Annotated in this window: 14 protein-coding genes; 7 read left to right on the forward strand and 7 right to left on the reverse strand. The window is 71.0% G+C overall.

Going from position 1 to position 16,444, the window contains the following annotated elements; all coding sequences use genetic code 11:
* Window positions 1-39: 39 nt before the first annotated feature.
* The 5 genes from Psi01_RS25805 (at window position 40) to Psi01_RS25825 (ending at window position 4,698) form a co-directional block, all read left to right on the forward strand.
* Window positions 40-957 carry an SMP-30/gluconolactonase/LRE family protein gene (locus Psi01_RS25805; RefSeq protein ID WP_204066690.1) on the forward strand — a complete coding sequence of 306 codons (918 nt, stop codon included), beginning with the start codon at window positions 40-42 and terminating at the stop codon, window positions 955-957.
* 169 nt (window positions 958-1,126) lie between these two features.
* Window positions 1,127-2,653 carry an alpha/beta hydrolase gene (locus Psi01_RS25810; protein WP_204066691.1) on the forward strand — a complete coding sequence of 509 codons (1,527 nt, stop codon included), beginning with the start codon at window positions 1,127-1,129 and terminating at the stop codon, window positions 2,651-2,653.
* A gap of 121 nt (window positions 2,654-2,774) precedes the next feature.
* Entirely contained in the window at window positions 2,775-3,116 is a 342-nt protein-coding gene (locus Psi01_RS25815) for a DUF5713 family protein (protein WP_204066692.1), read from the forward strand.
* Between the two features lie 95 nt (window positions 3,117-3,211).
* Window positions 3,212-4,174 carry an NAD(P)H-dependent flavin oxidoreductase gene (locus Psi01_RS25820; RefSeq protein WP_204066693.1) on the forward strand — a complete coding sequence of 321 codons (963 nt, stop codon included), beginning with the start codon at window positions 3,212-3,214 and terminating at the stop codon, window positions 4,172-4,174.
* 47 nt (window positions 4,175-4,221) lie between these two features.
* A complete protein-coding gene (locus Psi01_RS25825; RefSeq protein WP_204066694.1) occupies window positions 4,222-4,698 on the forward strand; it encodes a hypothetical protein in 477 nt (158 codons plus the stop codon).
* A 105-nt stretch (window positions 4,699-4,803) separates the two neighbouring features.
* On the opposite strand, the gene Psi01_RS25830 is transcribed toward Psi01_RS25825, so the two are convergent.
* Together Psi01_RS25830 and Psi01_RS25835 are read right to left on the reverse strand one after the other, a co-directional pair.
* On the reverse strand, window positions 4,804-5,439 hold the full coding sequence (locus Psi01_RS25830; RefSeq protein ID WP_239128022.1) for a dihydrofolate reductase family protein: 636 nt from the start codon (window positions 5,437-5,439) through the stop codon (window positions 4,804-4,806).
* A 237-nt stretch (window positions 5,440-5,676) separates the two neighbouring features.
* Window positions 5,677-7,401, reverse strand: coding sequence for an alpha/beta hydrolase (locus Psi01_RS25835; RefSeq protein ID WP_204066696.1), 1,725 nt, complete (start codon window positions 7,399-7,401; stop codon window positions 5,677-5,679).
* A 515-nt stretch (window positions 7,402-7,916) separates the two neighbouring features.
* Between Psi01_RS25835 and Psi01_RS25840 the strand changes: the two genes are divergently transcribed.
* On the forward strand, window positions 7,917-8,927 hold the full coding sequence (locus Psi01_RS25840) for a WD40 repeat domain-containing protein (RefSeq protein ID WP_204066697.1): 1,011 nt from the start codon (window positions 7,917-7,919) through the stop codon (window positions 8,925-8,927).
* A gap of 106 nt (window positions 8,928-9,033) precedes the next feature.
* On the opposite strand, the gene glnA is transcribed toward Psi01_RS25840, so the two are convergent.
* Together glnA and Psi01_RS25850 are read right to left on the reverse strand one after the other, a co-directional pair.
* Window positions 9,034-10,458 (reverse strand): type I glutamate--ammonia ligase, encoded by a 1,425-nt coding sequence (gene glnA, locus Psi01_RS25845; RefSeq protein WP_204066698.1) that lies wholly within the window; start codon window positions 10,456-10,458, stop codon window positions 9,034-9,036.
* A gap of 175 nt (window positions 10,459-10,633) precedes the next feature.
* A complete protein-coding gene (locus Psi01_RS25850; protein ID WP_204066699.1) occupies window positions 10,634-11,689 on the reverse strand; it encodes a hypothetical protein in 1,056 nt (351 codons plus the stop codon).
* Between the two features lie 128 nt (window positions 11,690-11,817).
* Between Psi01_RS25850 and Psi01_RS25855 the strand changes: the two genes are divergently transcribed.
* A complete protein-coding gene (locus Psi01_RS25855) occupies window positions 11,818-12,282 on the forward strand; it encodes an RDD family protein (protein WP_204066700.1) in 465 nt (154 codons plus the stop codon).
* Window positions 12,283-12,300: 18 nt separating this feature from the next.
* Here the strand turns inward: Psi01_RS25855 and Psi01_RS25860 are convergent, their stop codons facing one another.
* From Psi01_RS25860 to Psi01_RS25870, 3 genes are all read right to left on the reverse strand, one after another.
* Entirely contained in the window at window positions 12,301-13,101 is an 801-nt protein-coding gene (locus tag Psi01_RS25860) for a class I SAM-dependent methyltransferase (protein WP_204066701.1), read from the reverse strand.
* Entirely contained in the window at window positions 13,101-13,778 is a 678-nt protein-coding gene (locus Psi01_RS25865) for a DUF4191 domain-containing protein (protein ID WP_204066702.1), read from the reverse strand. The genes Psi01_RS25860 and Psi01_RS25865 overlap by 1 nt, the downstream gene beginning before the upstream one ends.
* A 126-nt stretch (window positions 13,779-13,904) precedes the next feature.
* Window positions 13,905-16,334: a beta-glucosidase family protein gene (locus Psi01_RS25870; RefSeq protein ID WP_239128023.1), complete on the reverse strand. Its 2,430-nt coding sequence runs from the start codon at window positions 16,332-16,334 to the stop codon at window positions 13,905-13,907.
* Between the last annotated feature and the right edge of the window lie 110 nt (window positions 16,335-16,444).

Below are 16,444 nucleotides of genomic sequence, written 5' to 3' on the forward strand. Positions count from 1 at the left end.
TGTTTGACGGAACCAGGTTCGGCGATGTTTGCTCTTCTCATGACAGAGCTCATAAGAGAGACCATCCCGGCCGAGTTCCGCGTCATGGAGAAGCGCTCCACCAGGGTGGGCGGTGACGAGCGGGTCGAGCGCATCTACCACGGCTGCCGCTGGGCCGAGGGGCCGGTGTACGTCCCCGCAGGCCGCTATCTGCTGTGGAGCGACATCCCCAACGACCGCATGCTCCGCTGGGACGAGCTGACCGGCACCGTCACCCCGTTCCGTTCCCCGGCCGGATACGCCAACGGCCACACCCTGGACGCCCAGGGCCGCCTGATCTCCTGTGAGCAGGGCAACCGGCGGGTGACCCGTACCGAGCACGACGGCTCGATCACCGTCATCGCCGACCGGTGGGAGGGCAAGCGCCTCAACAGCCCCAACGACGTGGTGGTGAAGTCCGACGGCTCGATCTGGTTCACCGACCCCTCCTACGGCATCCTGAGCGACTACGAGGGACACCGCGCCGAGAGCGAGATCGGCGCGGACAACGTCTACCGCGTCGACCCGCTCACCGGCGAGGTGCGCCTGGTGGCCGACGACTTCGCCCGCCCCAACGGGCTGGCCTTCTCCCTGGACGAGCGGCAGCTCTACGTCGTCGACACCCCCCGCAAGCACCTGAGGGTCTTCGACGTGCACGACGACGGCACGTTGTCGGGCGGCAAGGTGCTCGCCGAGTGCACGGCCGGCTCCTTCGACGGGATCAGGCTCGACGACACCGGCCGCATCTGGGCCGCCACCGACGAGGGCGTGCACTGCTTCGTCCCCGACGGCACGCTGATCGGCAAGCTCCTGCTCCCGGAGAAGACCTCCAACCTGGTCTTCGGCGGCCTGAAGCGCAACTGGCTGTTCATGACCGCCTCGACCTCCGTCTACGCCATCATGCTCAACGTCCGCGGCGCCCGGCCCGTCTACGCCTGAGCCCTCCACCTCCACGACCTCCGGATCGGATGACATTTGTCACCGCGCTCACCCGCAAGATCCACGTGTGTCCGGTGATATCGGCGACTGTCTGCGCGCGCGGGAGCGGGACAGGATCTTCCCTGTAAGGAAACCGCAGCTCCTCGACTCCTTCAGGGATTTTCAGATCATGAAGAGAACGCCCGCGCGTCCTGTGAAGATCACGGCGATGGCCGCGACCCTGCCCCTGGCCCTGTCCCTGGTCGCCACCGGTGGCCCGGCCGCCGCGGTGAGCGCCGGCCCGAGCGCCACCGGCCAGGGATGGATCACCTGGGGATCGTGCGCCGGCATGCGGCCCGCCGAGGGGCGGCAGCTTCCCCCGGGCACCGAGTGCGGCACGCTCGCCGTCCCCCTCGACTACGCCGATCCCCGCGGCGGGACCATCGATCTGGCGCTGATCCGCGTCAAGGCCACCGACCCCGGCAGGCGGCTGGGGTCGCTGGTGTTCAACTTCGGCGGTCCCGGCGGCTCCGGCGTGGACATCCTCCCGATGGCCGCTCCGGCCTACACCTCCCTGAACGCCCGCTACGACCTGGTCTCCTTCGACCCGCGGGGGGTGGAGCGCAGCTCCGGTGTCCGGTGCGGCGGCGCCGAGGAGATGGAGAAGTACAACGCCGCCGACGGTTCCCCGGACACCGCGGCCGAGCGGGCGCGGCTCAGGCGGGCCACCGCGGAGTTCGTGCGGGCCTGCCGGAAGAGCTCCGGCGCGATCCTGCCGTATGTGGGCACCGTCGACGCCGCCCAGGACCTGGAGCGGCTGCGCACGGCGTTGGGTGAGGGCAGGCTGAACTACTTCGGCATGTCGTACGGCACGCATCTGGGCGCGGTCTACGCCACGATGTTCTCCGAGCAGGTGGGCCGCTTCCTGCTGGACGCCCCGCTGGACCCGACGCTCTCCTTCCGTCGGCGCACCCTCGACCAGATGAGGGGGTTCCAGCGCTCGTACGAGGCGTTCCTCGCCGACTGCGCGGCCAAGGGCGCCGGCAAGTGCGCGCTCGGCGAGACCCGGAAGGCGGCGGACAGGACGGTCCACGCGTTGTGGAAGCGCCTGGACGCCGAGCCGCTGAAGGTCGGCGGGCGGAAGCTCACCCAGACGCTGGCGACCACCGGCATCGGGGCGGCGCTGTACGCCCGGCAGGCCTGGCCGGTGCTGGAGCAGGCGCTGGGCGCGGCGCTCAAGGGCGACGGCCGCCTGCTGCTGGACATGGCCGACAGCTACACCGGCCGCAGGGCCGACGGCACCTACTCGACCATGCTCACCAGCTTCCCGGCCATCAGCTGCGCCGACAGCGCCGAACGGCCCGGCGCCGCCGAGCTGGCCAGGACCGAGGCCGCGGCGCGGAGGATCGCCCCCATGTTCGGCGGCGCCGGCCTCGGCAGCCTCTGCGCGAAGTGGCCGTTCGCCGGCGGCGACCTGGCCAAGAAGGTCGACGCCACCGGTTCGGCCCCGATCGTGGTGGTGGCCACGACCGGTGACCCGGCCACGCCGTACGCGTGGGGACCGAAGCTGACCGAGCAGCTCAAGACCGCCGTCCTGGTCACGTCCGAGGGCGAGGGGCACGGCGCCTACGGGGTCAACGCCTGCACGACGAAGGCCGCCGACGCCTACCTGCTCGACGGGAAGGTGCCCGCCAAGGGCACGGTCTGCCGGTCCTGACAGCGCGACCGGCCCGGGACAGGGTGCCGCCGGTGGACCGTGTCCACCGGCGGCCCGGTGTTTGTCGGTGGCGCGGTGCAGGATTCGGGGCGTCGGTCCACGGCGAGGATGGGAGATCGCGATGCCGCTCACGAACCAGAAGGTGCTCGACCACGTCTTTCTCAAGGAGATGTACGACGACGGATACTTCCCCGACCACGTCGTCGACAAGGGCAGGGCGATCCTGCTGAGGCTGTGCGAGCGGATCGAGGCCGAGCGGCCGGCGGACCTGGCGGCGCTGTACGCGCTCACCAAGCCCGCCACGGAGGAGTTCAACGCCTTGGAGGAGGAGTTCGAGGCGGCCGGCAGCATGATCGACACCATCGGACGAGAGATCATCGGTGATCACTTCTGGTTCGTGGCGCTGGCGTACGGCTTCACCGACGCGGACGGGGAGGAACTGATCGCCGCCCGCGAGTGGTGAGGACGCTCTCACTCCCGTCCGGGTCCGGCACGCTGTCACCCCGATACAGGGGCCCGGGTGACCGTGCCCGCCGAGGGCGGAGGATGATTGCGATCATGGCGTTGTCGACGGCGTTCACGAAGATGTTCAACGTACGGCACCCGATCGCCCTGGCGCCGATGGGCGGGTCGGCCGGCGGCGCGCTGACGGCGGCCGTCTCCCGCGGCGGCGGGCTCGGGCTGCTGGGCAGCGGCGACGGCGATCCCGACTGGCTGGCCCGTGAGGTGCCCATCGTCGTCGAGGGCACCGACAGGCCGTGGGGGATCGGCTTCCTGGCCTGGGCGGTCGACGTGGCCGTGGTCGAGCGGGCGCTGGAGTACAACCCCCGCGCGGTGATGCTCTCCTTCGGGGACCCCGGCCCGTTCGCCGAACGCGTCCGCCGGGCGGGTGCGGCGCTGATCGTCCAGGTCACCGACCTGGAGGAGGCCCGGCGCGCGGTGGACGCGGGCGCCGACGTCATCGTGGCGCAGGGGACCGAAGGCGGTGGGCACGGCGCCCGGCACGGACGTTCGACGCTGCCGTTCGTGCCGGTCGTGGTGGACCTCGTGGCGCCGGTGCCGGTGCTGGCGGCCGGTGGGATCGCCGACGGCCGCGGTGTGGCCGCCGCCCTGGCGCTGGGGGCCGCCGGGGCGCTCGTCGGCACCCGCTTCCAGGCCACGGCCGAGGCCCTGGTCGCCCCCTCGACCACCGAGGCGATCATCGAGGGACGCGGACAGGACACCGAGCGCAGCAGCGTGCTCGACATCGCCCGGGGATCCCGGTGGCCGTCGAAGTACACCGCCCGCACCCTCGGCCATCCCTACCTCGACCGGTGGCGGGGCCGGGAGACAGAGCTCGCCGCCGACCCCCGGGCCAGGAAGGACTACCGGGACGGCGTGGCGCAGGGCCGGATTCCCCCGCTCCCGGTATGGGCCGGCGAGGGCGTCGACCTCATCGACGACGCGCCCTCCGCGGCCGGGCTCGTCCACGCCCTCGCCGTACAGGCCGAGGAGGCCCTGGCCCGCGCGAGCGGACGCTGATCGATCTCCCTGCGCTCGCGATAAACCGTCAGGGTATCCTGACGCTTATGACGTTCGAGTCCCCTGACATCCCCGACCACAAGGGTTTCGCCGCTCCGGTGCTCCCCACCGGTGAGCCGGCCCCCTCCGCCGAAGCCTTCACCAGGACCTTCGTCGGCTACCAGGCCGCATGCTCCTGCGAGTGGACCGACCGGCGCCGGTTCCCGGCCACGCCGGAAGGGGCCAAAGAGGCGGAGTACCGGTGGTGGAGCCGGCACGCCGCCCCGCTGATGGCCGCCGCACCGCCCGGCGAGCTGGTGGCCAAGTCGAACCTCCTGTGCGAACGGATCGTCAAGCTCGCCGCCGAACGCCCTCTCGCCGCCCTCACTCTGCTGTCTCAGGTGGAGAGCTGGCAGCGCACCCTGCTCGACCAGGCCGTCACCAGGGCCCGCGAGGCCGGCGCCTCCTGGGCGCAGGTGGGCGAGGCGATGGGGATCTCCAAGCAGAGCGCCCACGAGCGGTTCAGGACGCATGCGAACTCATGACTCAGGCGCCTGGTCCGACCGGATGGGTGAGTCCTGAAGCTGAGAGCGGGACGCCGAGGGGACTTCCGCGGTGCTCACGTCCAGCACTCCGAGGACACCGGCTGTTCAGCTCGGCTCGACGCCGCGGTCTTCGCGCTGCATGTCGCCGGTGGCGGGGGTCCCCTCGCCGAGGCCGTACCGCAGGAGCACGGCGCCCTTGGGTGAGGTGACGGGCGGCTCGAGGAGCACCAGGTTGGCGGGGGCCGCGCCGCCGTCGAACACCTTCTTGCCGACGCCGAGCGTGATGGGGAAGATCCACAGGTCGAGCCGGTCGAAGAGGCGCTCGCGCAGGAGGGTCTGCACCAGGTTGAGGCTCCCGATCACGTGGACGTGCTGGTGCTTGTCACGCAGCTCGCGTACGGCGCCCGCCAGGTCGGGCCCGAGCTGCATCGAGCCCGCCCAGCTCAGGTCCGGGTTGCCGCGCGAGGCGACGTACTTCGGGATGCCGTTGAACAGCGTGGCGATCCCGCCGTCGACGCCGTCGGCCTGGTTCGGCCAGTACGCGGCGAAGATGTCGTAGGTCCTGCGGCCCAGGAGCAGGGCGTCCATGCCCTCCATCCCGGCGCCGATGTGCCGGCCGACCGTCTCGTCGAACAGGGGCGCCTGCCACCCCCCGAACGGAAAGCCGTCGGGGTCCTCCTCGGGACCACCCGGCGCCTGACCGACGAGGTCGAGCGTCGCGAACAGATCGATGTGGATCATGCCCATGGTGTCCTCCCCAGTGTGTCCCGGCCCGGACGCGGGCCGGCGTCCGGATGCGAACCCATCGAACGGTTGTTCGCCAACCCATGGAATGATCGTCGAAGACCGCGGCCCTGTCCACCCCGTCGGCCACGGAAGGCCCACTGTCGGAAAAGCCCACTGTCGGAAAAGCCCGCTGCGGGAAAGCCCGCGGCAGGGTTCGGGCCTTCCCGCGGGCTTTCCGCTTCCGGCACGGCCCTACAGCGGTCCCGTAGAAGGTATGTACGGCGAGGTCGTGGAGCGGGCGACGGCGTCGGCCGGTGAGGGGGCCGGGCAGAAGCGGTCCCGCGCGGGCAGCGTCCCGGTGGCGAGGAAGGAGCTCATGGCCTCGTCGGCGCAGCTGCCCAGCCCGACGACGCCGTGGCCGCCCTGGTCAACCGTGATCATGACGGCCCGCCGTCCGAGCGCGGCGCGCAGGCCGCGTGCGCTCACCAGGGACGTGGAGGGGTCGCGGGTGTTCTGCAGGATCAGCACGTTGCGCGGTCCGTGACCGGTGACCTTCACCGGCGGCTCCACCGGCCGGGTGGGCCACGCCGCGCACGGCCAGAGATTCGACGGCATGCCCGCCGTCGCCGGCCACGCCCGCCGGTCGGCCGCGACCTGCCTGGCGTACACCGCCACGCCGCGCGGCCAGGCGACGTCATCGCAGAGCACCGCGTAGAGCGCGGCGGTGCGGTTGTCCGCCGGTACCTCCGATGTCCCGGTGCCACCGCCGTCACCGGTCCCACCGGCCCCACCGGCCCCACCGGCAGAGCCCAGCCGGTCCAGCCGGTCCAGCCGGTCCAGCCGCGCCAGGATGGCGTTGTCCACGGTGGCGCTGTCCACGGTGGCGCTGTCCACGGTGGCGCTGTCCACGGCGGATCCTGGGACGGTGGCCGCGAGCTCCTGCCACGTCTCGGCCACGAGGGGGAAGTAGCCGTCGAAGTAAAGCCCCGATCGGGTGATCTCGCGCAGTGCGTTGCCGTCGATCAGGGGGCCGTCCGGGATCGGCAGGGGCTGCCGGTCGAGGGCCGCGATCAGCCGGTCGAACGTGCGCCCGACCTCCTGCGGCGTCGTGCCGAGGTGGTAGACGGCGTCCCGCTCGGCTGCGAAGGCCAGGAAGTCGGGCAGGCGCACCGCGACCGCCTCGTTCCAGGTCCGCAACATGTCCCGCCACACCAGGTTCGGATCGACGGCGCTGTCCAGCACGATCCGGTCGGCGCGTCCGGGGAACATCGAGATGTAGACGGCTCCCAGATAGGTGCCGTAGGAGAGGCCGAAGTAGGACAGCTCCGGCTCGCCGAGTGCGGCCCGGATGCGGTCCATGTCCCGGGCCGTGTTGGCCGTGGTGATGAACGGGAGCAGATCGCCGGAGTGCTCGGCGCATGCGGCCGCGGTGTCCCGGGCGAAGGCGATGTTGCGCTCGATGCCGCCGTCCGGCGCCGGGTAGGGCAGCCGCAGCGTGAAGTGCCTCACGAGATCGAGGCCGCAGGTGACCGGGGTGCTGTGGCCGACCCCTCGCGGATCGAAGCCGATCAGGTCGTACTGATCCAGGACCTGGCGTGGCAGTACGACCGCCAGCCGGCTGGGCAGGTCCAGGCCGCCGTCACCCGGGCCGCCCGGGTTGGACAGCAGGATCCCGCGACGCGACCCGGGTTGCGCCGTGCCGATCCGGGAGATCGCGATCTCGATGCTCCGCCCGCGCGGGGCGCGGTAGTCCAGCGGCACCCGCAAAGTCGCGCACTGCTGGCGAGGGTCGCGCGGGATGCCGGATTCCCCCGGCGGGCACTCGCCCCAGACCGGAGCCGCCCTCCCGGCTCCGGTCGCCGCCGGCTCCGGCGTGCCGGTCCGGGCCCCGGCCGGCGTGGGCGCGCCCGCCGTCATGGCGGCCACCGTCACCGCGGCGAGCAGCAAGGTCAGACCTGATCGCAGACTTGATCGCACCGCTACCCCTTTTCGAAAGGAACAGATGCTTTCCCGACGACTGTGAAATCGGCGCTGCCGGGTACGCGGGATCCTTCGCCTGATCACGCAGAGAGACGAAGGCCGTGGTCCGCGGTGGGAGTCGAGCGGGGGGACGTCGCCCGTGATCGGACCGCTCCCGGCAGGCCGCGGGGCTTGATCGACGAAGGAACGGCCGGAGGTGTCAGCGGGCCGGTGCCCGGTGGCGATCCGTGGGCCATGACGCCCCCTTTGTCGCAAGCTTTGTATCATCATGGTGCGTCATACCTTGCGACAAAGTCAACACTCCGCAGGCAGGTCCCGGCTCGGTGGAACAGGCGTCGTAGTAGAGCTCGAACTCTCTTCGGCTCTTTGCCGGCCTGCGTCTACGGCCGGCTGAAGCCGGTACGTCATCGGCCGCGGACCGTCGATGATGACATCCGCATCCAAGTGGATCACAAGCGATGTCCCCTATATCCAGGGACGTGACTGAACTCCACCCACGGCAACGCCGATCTGTGTCCCGCCGCACGCTGCTCCTGGGCGGGCTCGGGGCCTTGGCCGCGGTCGGCGTGCCGACCGCGATCGCCGTCCTGCCCGGCTCCGCCTCCGATCCGGTACCCGAGTCCGTCGTGCTCGCCGACGACCTCGGCAGCGTCCGCTCGATGGCTTTCAGTCCGAATGGCGAACTCCTCGCCGCCGGTGGCGACGGCACGGTCTGGTTGTGGGACGTGGCCGCCCGAAAAACCGTCGCCACCCTCACCGATCACACCAGCATCGTCTACGCGGTGGCCTTCAGCCCGGACGGCAAACTCCTCGCCACCGGCAGCGGCAGCGGTGATGACACGGTGCGGTTGTGGGACGTGGCCACCCGCAAGACCATTGCCACCCTCACCGGCCGCCCCAGCGCCGTCTACTCGCTGGCCTTCAGTCCGGACGGCAGAACCCTCGCCACCGGCGGCAGTGAGACGGTGCGGTTGTGGGACGTGGCCAGCCGCAAAACCGTCACCACCCTCACCGAGAACATCGATTGGGCCCTCTCGCTGGACTTCACCCCCAGCGGCAGAACCCTCGCCACCAGCAGTCGTGAAAAGGTGATGTTGTGGGACGTGACCGACCGCGAAGCCGTTGCCGCCCTCACCACCATCACCGGCCACATCGCCTACAGCGGTCATATCCGCGAGGTGGCCTTCAGTCCGGACGGCACGATCCTCGCCACCGGCGGCGACGATCGCACGGTGGTGTTGCATGACGTGACCGGCCGCGGAGGCTCGACCACCCTCACCAACGACACCGGCGCCATCAGCGCGCTGGCCTTCAGCCCGGACGGCGGAACCCTCCTCACCGGCAGCCTCGACGACACGGTGCGACTGTGGGACGTGGCCGGCGGCGAAACGGTGGCCATCCTCACCGGCCACACCGGCAGTGTCTTCTCGGTGGCCTTCAGCCCGGACGGCAGAACCTTCGCCAGCGGTGGAGGGGATCACACTGTGCGGTTGTGGACGAGACCACTGAAGTCACATCGCTGAGGCGTGGCGATCGTCCGCAGAACGGAAAGCCCGTGGCAAGGTGCGAGACCTTCCACGGGCTTCCGATTCCACGACTTGCGGCACCACCTCACCGCGCGGTGACCGGTCAGACGTCGTAGTACAGCTCGAACTCGTGCGGGTGCGGGCGCAGGCGGATCGGGTCGACCTCGTTCTCGCGCTTGTAGGCGATCCAGGTCTCGATCAGGTCGGCGGTGAAGACGCCGCCCTCCAGCAGGTACTCGTGGTCGGCCTCCAGGGCGGCGAGCACCTCGGGCAGGGAGCCGGGGACCTGCGGGATGTTGCGGGCCTCCTCCGGGGGCAGCTCGTAGAGGTCCTTGTCGACCGGCTCGACCGGCTCGATCTTGTTGCGGATGCCGTCGATGCCGGCCATGAGCATGGCCGAGAAGGCGAAGTAGGGGTTGCAGGACGGGTCCGGCACGCGGAACTCGATGCGCTTGGCCTTGGGGTTGGAGCCCGTGATCGGGATGCGGATGCAGGCCGAGCGGTTGCGCTGGGAGTAGACCAGGTTGACCGGGGCCTCGTAGCCGGGGACCAGGCGGTGGTAGGAGTTGACCGTCGGGTTGGTGAAGGCCAGCAGCGACGGGGCGTGCTTGAGCAGGCCGCCGATGTAGTAGCGGGCGGTGTCGGACAGGCCCGCGTAGCCGACCTCGTCGTAGAACAGCGGCGAGCCGTCCTTCCACAGCGACTGGTGGCAGTGCATGCCGGAGCCGTTGTCACCGAAGATCGGCTTGGGCATGAAGGTGACCGTGTGGCCGTACTCCAGGGCCGTGCTCTTGATGATGTACTTGTACAGCATCAGGTTGTCGGCGGTCTTCAGCAGCGTGCCGAACTTGAAGTCGATCTCGGCCTGGCCGGCGGTGCCCACCTCGTGGTGCTGCATCTCGACCTCGATGCCCGCCTCGATGAGCCGGCGGACCATCTCCGAGCGCAGGTCGGTGAAGTGGTCCATCGGCGGGACGGGGAAGTAGCCGCCCTTGTAGCGCGGCTTGTAGCCGAGGTTGCCGCCCTCCTGGGCCTTGCCGGTGTTCCAGGCGCCCTCGATGGAGTCGATGTGGTAGTAGCTCTCGTGGGCGCTGGTCTGGAACCGTACGTCGTCGAAGATGTAGAACTCGGCCTCGGGGCCGAAGTAGACGGTGTCGGCGATGCCGGTGCCCCGCAGGTACTCCTCGGCCTTGCGGGCCACGTTGCGGGGGTCGCGGGTGTAGGCCTCACCCGTCAGCGGGTCGTGCACGAAGAAGTTGAGGTTGAGCGTCTTGTGCTCGCGGAAGGGGTCCAGCACCGCCGTGGACGGGTCGGGCAGCAGCAGCATGTCCGACTCGTGGATGGCCTGGAAGCCGCGGATCGAGGAGCCGTCGAACATCAGTCCGTCGGTGAAGACGCTCGCGCCGAAGTTCTCGGCGGGGAAGGTGAAGTGGTGCGTCGTGCCGGGCAGGTCGGTGAACCTGACATCGACGAACTGAACTCCTTCGTCCTTGATGAAATTCAGGACGCCGTCGGCGGAGTTGAACACGCGAACCTCCCAAGGGGCACGGGCTATCGGACCGAAAGTAGGCCTGTGCCGTTACCGCCCCGTGTCTCGTTTGTTTCACTCGTGTTAAGGGGGAGCATCCCACGGTAGCTCCCCCTAGCCGGGTGGGACGGGGGGAAACTCTTCTTTTGCCCGGGTTTCACGTTCCGGCCGGGCCTCACGTCCCGGTCGTCAGCTGGCAGCCCTCGGTCTCCTTCTTCTCCAAGTCGTACGGATCGACCGGGGCGCCGGTCGCCTTGACCACTTCCTCGTCCGGGGGAGAGTCGTCGTAGAACGGGCGCACGAAGCCGTCGTCGATGTCGCAGCGGACCCCCGAGACGCCACCGTTGTTCCACTGCCTGAGCCGGATCGCCGGCCTGCCGTTCTCGCGGTAGGCGAAGAGCTCACCCTTGCTGTGGGCGACGACCCGCATGGCGGTCTCCGGCTGCCCCGGCCGCCGGACGGCGTAGACGAACAGATAGTTCACCTTGATCCGGACGCCCGAACGCCCGTTCTCGCGGGAGGGGGAGAAGGCGGTCTTGCCGTGCACCTTGATCACGTCGGTGACGAGCTCGGTGGTCTTGGGGGCGAAGCTGGTCAGCATGTAGCGGCTGCTGTAGTAGTCCTTCTTGTTCTTCTTCGTCTTCTTCGGGTCGAGGTTCTTCAGGAACCACACCCGGTCGGAGGGCTCCAGAAGCCTGGCGAAGGGCTTGAACCCGGACTTGAGCAGGACGCGCCGGTCGAGGTGGGTGGCCTTGAGCAGGGCCTTGGTGCGGCCCAGCACGGTGGCGACCTCCTTCTCGCTCAGCCCGCCCGTCGCCTTGGGCCGCGGCATCGTCAGGCCCTTCTCCCCGTCGGCGTACTCCATCGCCGGGGATCCCTCGAAGGGGGAAACGGCGACCGGCTCCGTCTCGACGGGCGTCGTCTCCTCGGGGACCGGCCCGGAGGCGCGGTCGACGCCGGTGGGCCGGGCGTCGGGTGCGGCGTCGGCCAGGGCGGAGGTCAGGGCCGTACCGGCCTGTCCCAGGATCTCCGGGCGCCAGGCGACGAACGCCCCGGCGCCCGCGACCGCCACGGCCGCCACCGCCGCGGTGATCCGCCACCTGCGGCGGCGCCTGTAGCGGGGCAGATGAGCCCATTCCCGCTGGGCCGCCTTCTTCATCTTCCGGCGTTCCTGCCGGTCGATCTGCTCCACGAGAGCTTTGAAACGTTCGTCGAGGTCGTTATCTGACACTGGGGGGTGCTCCGCAACGAAAGCGATAAAAGGGACTGCTGCTGCATATGATGTACGGCTTTCGCCTCATCCCGGTAACGGGTTCGGGCGGGTTAGAGGGCGGCCCCCCGGGCGGATACGGTGGGGATATGAGCAGCAGGCAGCAGCCCCGTTGGACCCAGACCTGGCTCGGCGGCGTCAGGTCGGCCGGAGTCGACCTGGGCTACCCGGGACAGCGGCTCGGACTGCCCGAGGAGGGCAGCGGCGCGGTGGCCCGGTTCGGCCGCAGGATCGGCGCACTGCTGATCGACTGGCTGATCTGCACCTGGGCGATCACTCAGGGCCTGCTGCGGGTCAATCCCGCCGAGCAGGGATGGGTTCCCCTGGTGGTCTTCGGAGTGGTGAACATCCTGCTGGTGGGGACCATGGGGATGACCTTCGGCATGCGCCTGCTGCGCATCCGGGTCGCCGCCCTCGACGGGGGCAACCCCGGCTTCCTGCCGGCCGTACTGCGCGGCCTGCTGCTGTGCCTGGCCGTGCCCGCGCTCATCTGGGACCGCGACCAGCGCGGCCTGCACGACCGGGCGGCCAACACCGTGGTCGTGCGCATGTGAGGCCCCGGCCCGCGGATCTCAGGCGGGCCGTTCGCAGGTGAAGATCGCGGTACCGGGCAGGTGACGGCCGCGCAGCGGGCTCCAGCCTCCCCACACCCGGTCGTGCCCCTCGGGCCACTCCGGTTCGGTCAGCGCGGTCAGGACCAGTCCCGACGCCACGATGTGCCCCACCCAGTCGGCCATCGTGCGGTGGTGCTCGACGTAGCTCGGCCGCCCCTCGGAGTCGAACTCCACGTACGGCGCGCGGTCGAAGTAGGAGCGGTCGGAGGTCAGCCCGCGGGGCCCCGGATCGTCGGGGAAGGCCCAGCGGACCGGGTGGCTGACGGAGAAGACGAAACGGCCGCCGGGCCGCAGGACCCGGCGGGTCTCGGCGAACACGGCCGCCGGATCGGCGACGAACGGCAGCGCGCCGTACGCCGAGCAGGCCAGGTCGAACGAGCCGTCGGCGAAGGGCAGGGACTCGGCGTCGGCCTGCACCACCGGGAGCGGCGTGCCGAGGTCGAGGTCGATCCGGCGCGAGTGCTGGAGCTGACGGAAGGACAGGTCGAAGGCGGCCACCCGGGCGCCCCGGCCGGCCAGCCACCGCCCGCACTGGCCCGCGCCGCAGCCGATCTCCAGGAGGTCCCTGCCCTCGACGTCGCCCAGCAGGCGGGCGTCGGCCTCGTCGAGCCCCTCGGGGCACCAGACGAAGCCGGAGTCGCGCAGGAACCCGCCGTGCTCGGCCTGGTACTCGTCGGCGGCGCCGTCCCACCAGCCGCGGTTGGCCCGCGAGGTCGCCGTGGCGCCGACCTTGTGACGGCCGACCCCCTCCGGCGACATCAGCGCATCTTCGGACGGGGCATCTTGGCCCCGCGCGGCAGCGGGCCCTTGGGCATCGGCAGCGTCTGGGGGAGCGCCTTGAGCCGGTTGTTGACCTCGTAGACGGCCGGCTTCTTGAGGTTGCGGGGCAGCTTCATCAGGTGCCGCTGGAGCTTGCCGATCGGGATCTGGCCCTCGCCGTCACCGGCCTGGACGTCGTAGACCGGCACGTCGAGCGCGATCCGCTGGACCCGCTTCTTCTCGGCGACGAGCATCTTCTGCACCCGGCTGCCCGGACCCTCGGAGACCAGGATGATCCCCGGGTAGCCGACCACGCGGTGCACGATGTCCTGGTCCCGGTTGACGGCGACGGCCGGAGTGACCTCCCAGTTGCCCCGCATGCCCTGGAGGACCGCGGCGGCGGCACCCGGCTGGCCCTGCAGCATGGAGTACTGCGCCTTCTGGGCGAGCTGACCGAAGACCACCAGGCCGACGGTGAGAGCCAGCATGACACCCATGATGTACAGCGGCCACCAGCCCGTGACCAGGCCCAGCACGACGAACAGCACCAGTGTGCCGAGCGCCGAGGCGTAGACGATCGGCATGCCCTTCGGGTTGGCCTGCTTGATGATCTTCGCGATCATGCGGAGCTGCTTGATGCGCCCCATGCTCTCCGGGTTTTCCGGCTTCTTCGCCATGTATGAAGGATACAAATCCCGGAGTCAAGAAATGAAAACGTGACCTCCGCCGGAGCGCCCCGATCCCGCCCGCGGAGGCGCGACGGGACTCCGGCGGGCTTCCGTGAGCGCGGGGCACGGCGGGGCTCAGACGGACACGACGACGCCGAGCGGCCGGTCGGCGACGCTGCGGCCCGCCTCGACCGTGTAGTCGCCGGAGACGGTCCTCCAGCCCCCCTCCGTCCACACCTGGAAGGCGCGCTCGGGCAGGGTGACCGTCGTGATCACCGTCTGGCCCGGTTCGGCGTCGACGACGTCGAAGCCGGCCAGCCAGCGGGCGGGCCGTCCGGCGTCGCGCTCCACGGGCGAGAGATAGAACTGCACCACCTCCCGGCCCGGTCGGCGGCCGGTGTTGGTCACCGCCACGCTCACCGTCCTGGCCGTCGCGGTGATGGTGCCGTAGGACCAGGTGGTGTACCCCAGGCCGTGCCCGAACCAGAAGGCGGGCTCGCGCCCCGCGCGCTCCCAGGCGCGGTAGCCGATGAAGACGCCCTCGTCGTAGGAGACCTCCCCGTCCACCGGGGTCACGTCCAGCACGGGCACGTCGGCCTGGGCCACGGGCCAGGTGGTGGGCAGCCGGCCGCCCGGCTCCACGTCGCCGAACAGCACGTCGGCCAGCGCGTTGCCGGCCTCCTGGCCGGGGAACCAGGTCAGCAGGACCGCCGGGACCCGCTCCAGCCACGGCATCTCCACCGGGGACCCGGCGTTGACCACCACGATCGTGCGCGGATTCGCCCCGGCGACCTTCGCGATCAGCTCGTCCTGGCGTCCGGGCAGCGCCAGGCCGGTGCGGTCGAAGCCCTCGCTCTCGACCTCCGGCGTGGTCGAGGCGACCACGACGGCCACATCGGCGCTCGCCGCGGCGCGTACGGCCTCGGCGATGAGCGCGTCGTCGCCGGGGGAGGGGGCGGCGTGGCCCAGGGTGAACGCCACGAAGGCCATGCCGCCGACCGTCCCGGTCGGGTGCCGCAGGCTCAGCTCGACCGGGACGCCCTCGGTGAGGGTGACCGCGATCCGCCGCTCCGGAGGGGACAGGAAGGCGGCGCCGGGATCGTCGCTGTCGGGGACGAGGATCTCGTCGAGGACCGCGGCCCCGTCGACCGCAAGGGTGTACGCCCCGGCGCCCGCGACAGAGAACTCGTGCGCGCCGCCGGCGACGGGGGTGTGGCGGAGGCGGATCTCCACGGCGGCCAGGCGGTCGCCGTCCACGTCCGCGGGGAGGCCGCCGAGCCAGCGCACCTCGGCGGAGGCCAGGGGGTGCTCGGCCAGGACCTCTCCCGCCGGGTCCAGGAACAGCACGCGGGCCGGTCCGGCCAGCGGCGCGAGCCGTACCCGGGGATCGGTGCCGAGGGCGTACCGGACCTCGACGCCCTCCCGGGCCCGCAGGCCGTCCAGCGGCGAGACGATCCGGTCGGGGAACACCCGGGCGCTGCCCCCGCCCATGATCCTGGCCTCCCCGGCCGCCGACCCGATCAGGGCCACACTGCGGATCCCTTCGAGCGGGAGCAGCCCACCCTCGTTGCGCAGCAACGTGAACGAGCGCCCGGCCGCCTCCCTGGCGAGCGCCGCCCCGTCGATCGCCGTACGGCCGGCGCCGGAGACGCCCGCGACGCCGCCCGCCGTACCGGCGTCGAGGGGTTTCAGGGCGCCGACGCGGTGGGCCAGGCGCAGGACGCGGCGGACCTGGTCGTCGACGATCTCCTCGGGGACGCGGCCCTCGCGGACGGCGGCCTCCAGCCTCTCGCCCCAGGGGCCGGACGGGCCGGGCATGGCGACGTCGAGGCCGCCCTCGGCGGTGGCCTCGGTGGAGCGGGCGGCGGTCCAGTCGGAGACGACGAAGCCGTCGAAGCCCCACTCGCCCTTCAGCAGGTCCCGCTGCAGGGCGCGGTGCTCGGTCATCGTGATCCCGTTGACCGCGTTGTAGGCCGCCATGACGCCCCAGGCGCCGGCCCGCACCACCCGCTCGAACGGCGCCAGATAGACCTCGCGCAGCGCCCTGTCGCTCACCTTCACGCTCACCGTGAACCGCTCGGTCTCGAAGTCGTTGGCCACGAAGTGCTTGGGCGTGGTGGCCACGCCGCCCTCCTGCACGCCCTCGACGTAGGCGGCGCCGATCTCACCGGTCAGGTACGGGTCCTCGGAGAAGCACTCGAAGTGGCGTCCGCCCAGCGGGCTGCGGTGCAGGTTGACGGTCGGGGCCAGCAGCACGTGCACACCCTTGCGCCGGGCCTCCTGGGCGAGCAGCCGCCCGGCCCGGCGGACCAGCCCGAGGTCCCAGGTCGCCGCGAGCGCGGTGGGGCTGGGCAGGGCGATCGAGGGGTCGGCGGAGGTCCACTGCTCGCCGCGCACGCCGATCGGGCCGTCGCTCATCACCAGCCGATCGAGCCCGATCTCCGGCATCGCCGGCAGGGACCAGGTGTCCGCCCCGGTCAGCAGGCGCACCTTGGCACGCAGATCGAGCTTCGCGATCAGTTCTTCGATGTCCACGGCGTCAGTCTCACCCGGCATACCGAGCATCCGGTAGGCGCCGGGACCCGATCGTTACAGGTGGGGCCGGGCCGCCGGCCCGGGTGAACGGGAAAGGGCCCCGCGCGGGTGCGCGGGGCCCTCCTCGTCCGGCGACGTCC

Source organism: Paraplanobispora siamensis, from assembly GCF_016863175.1.
In the GTDB taxonomy this organism is placed as follows: Bacteria; Actinomycetota; Actinomycetes; order Streptosporangiales; family Streptosporangiaceae; genus Planobispora; species Planobispora siamensis.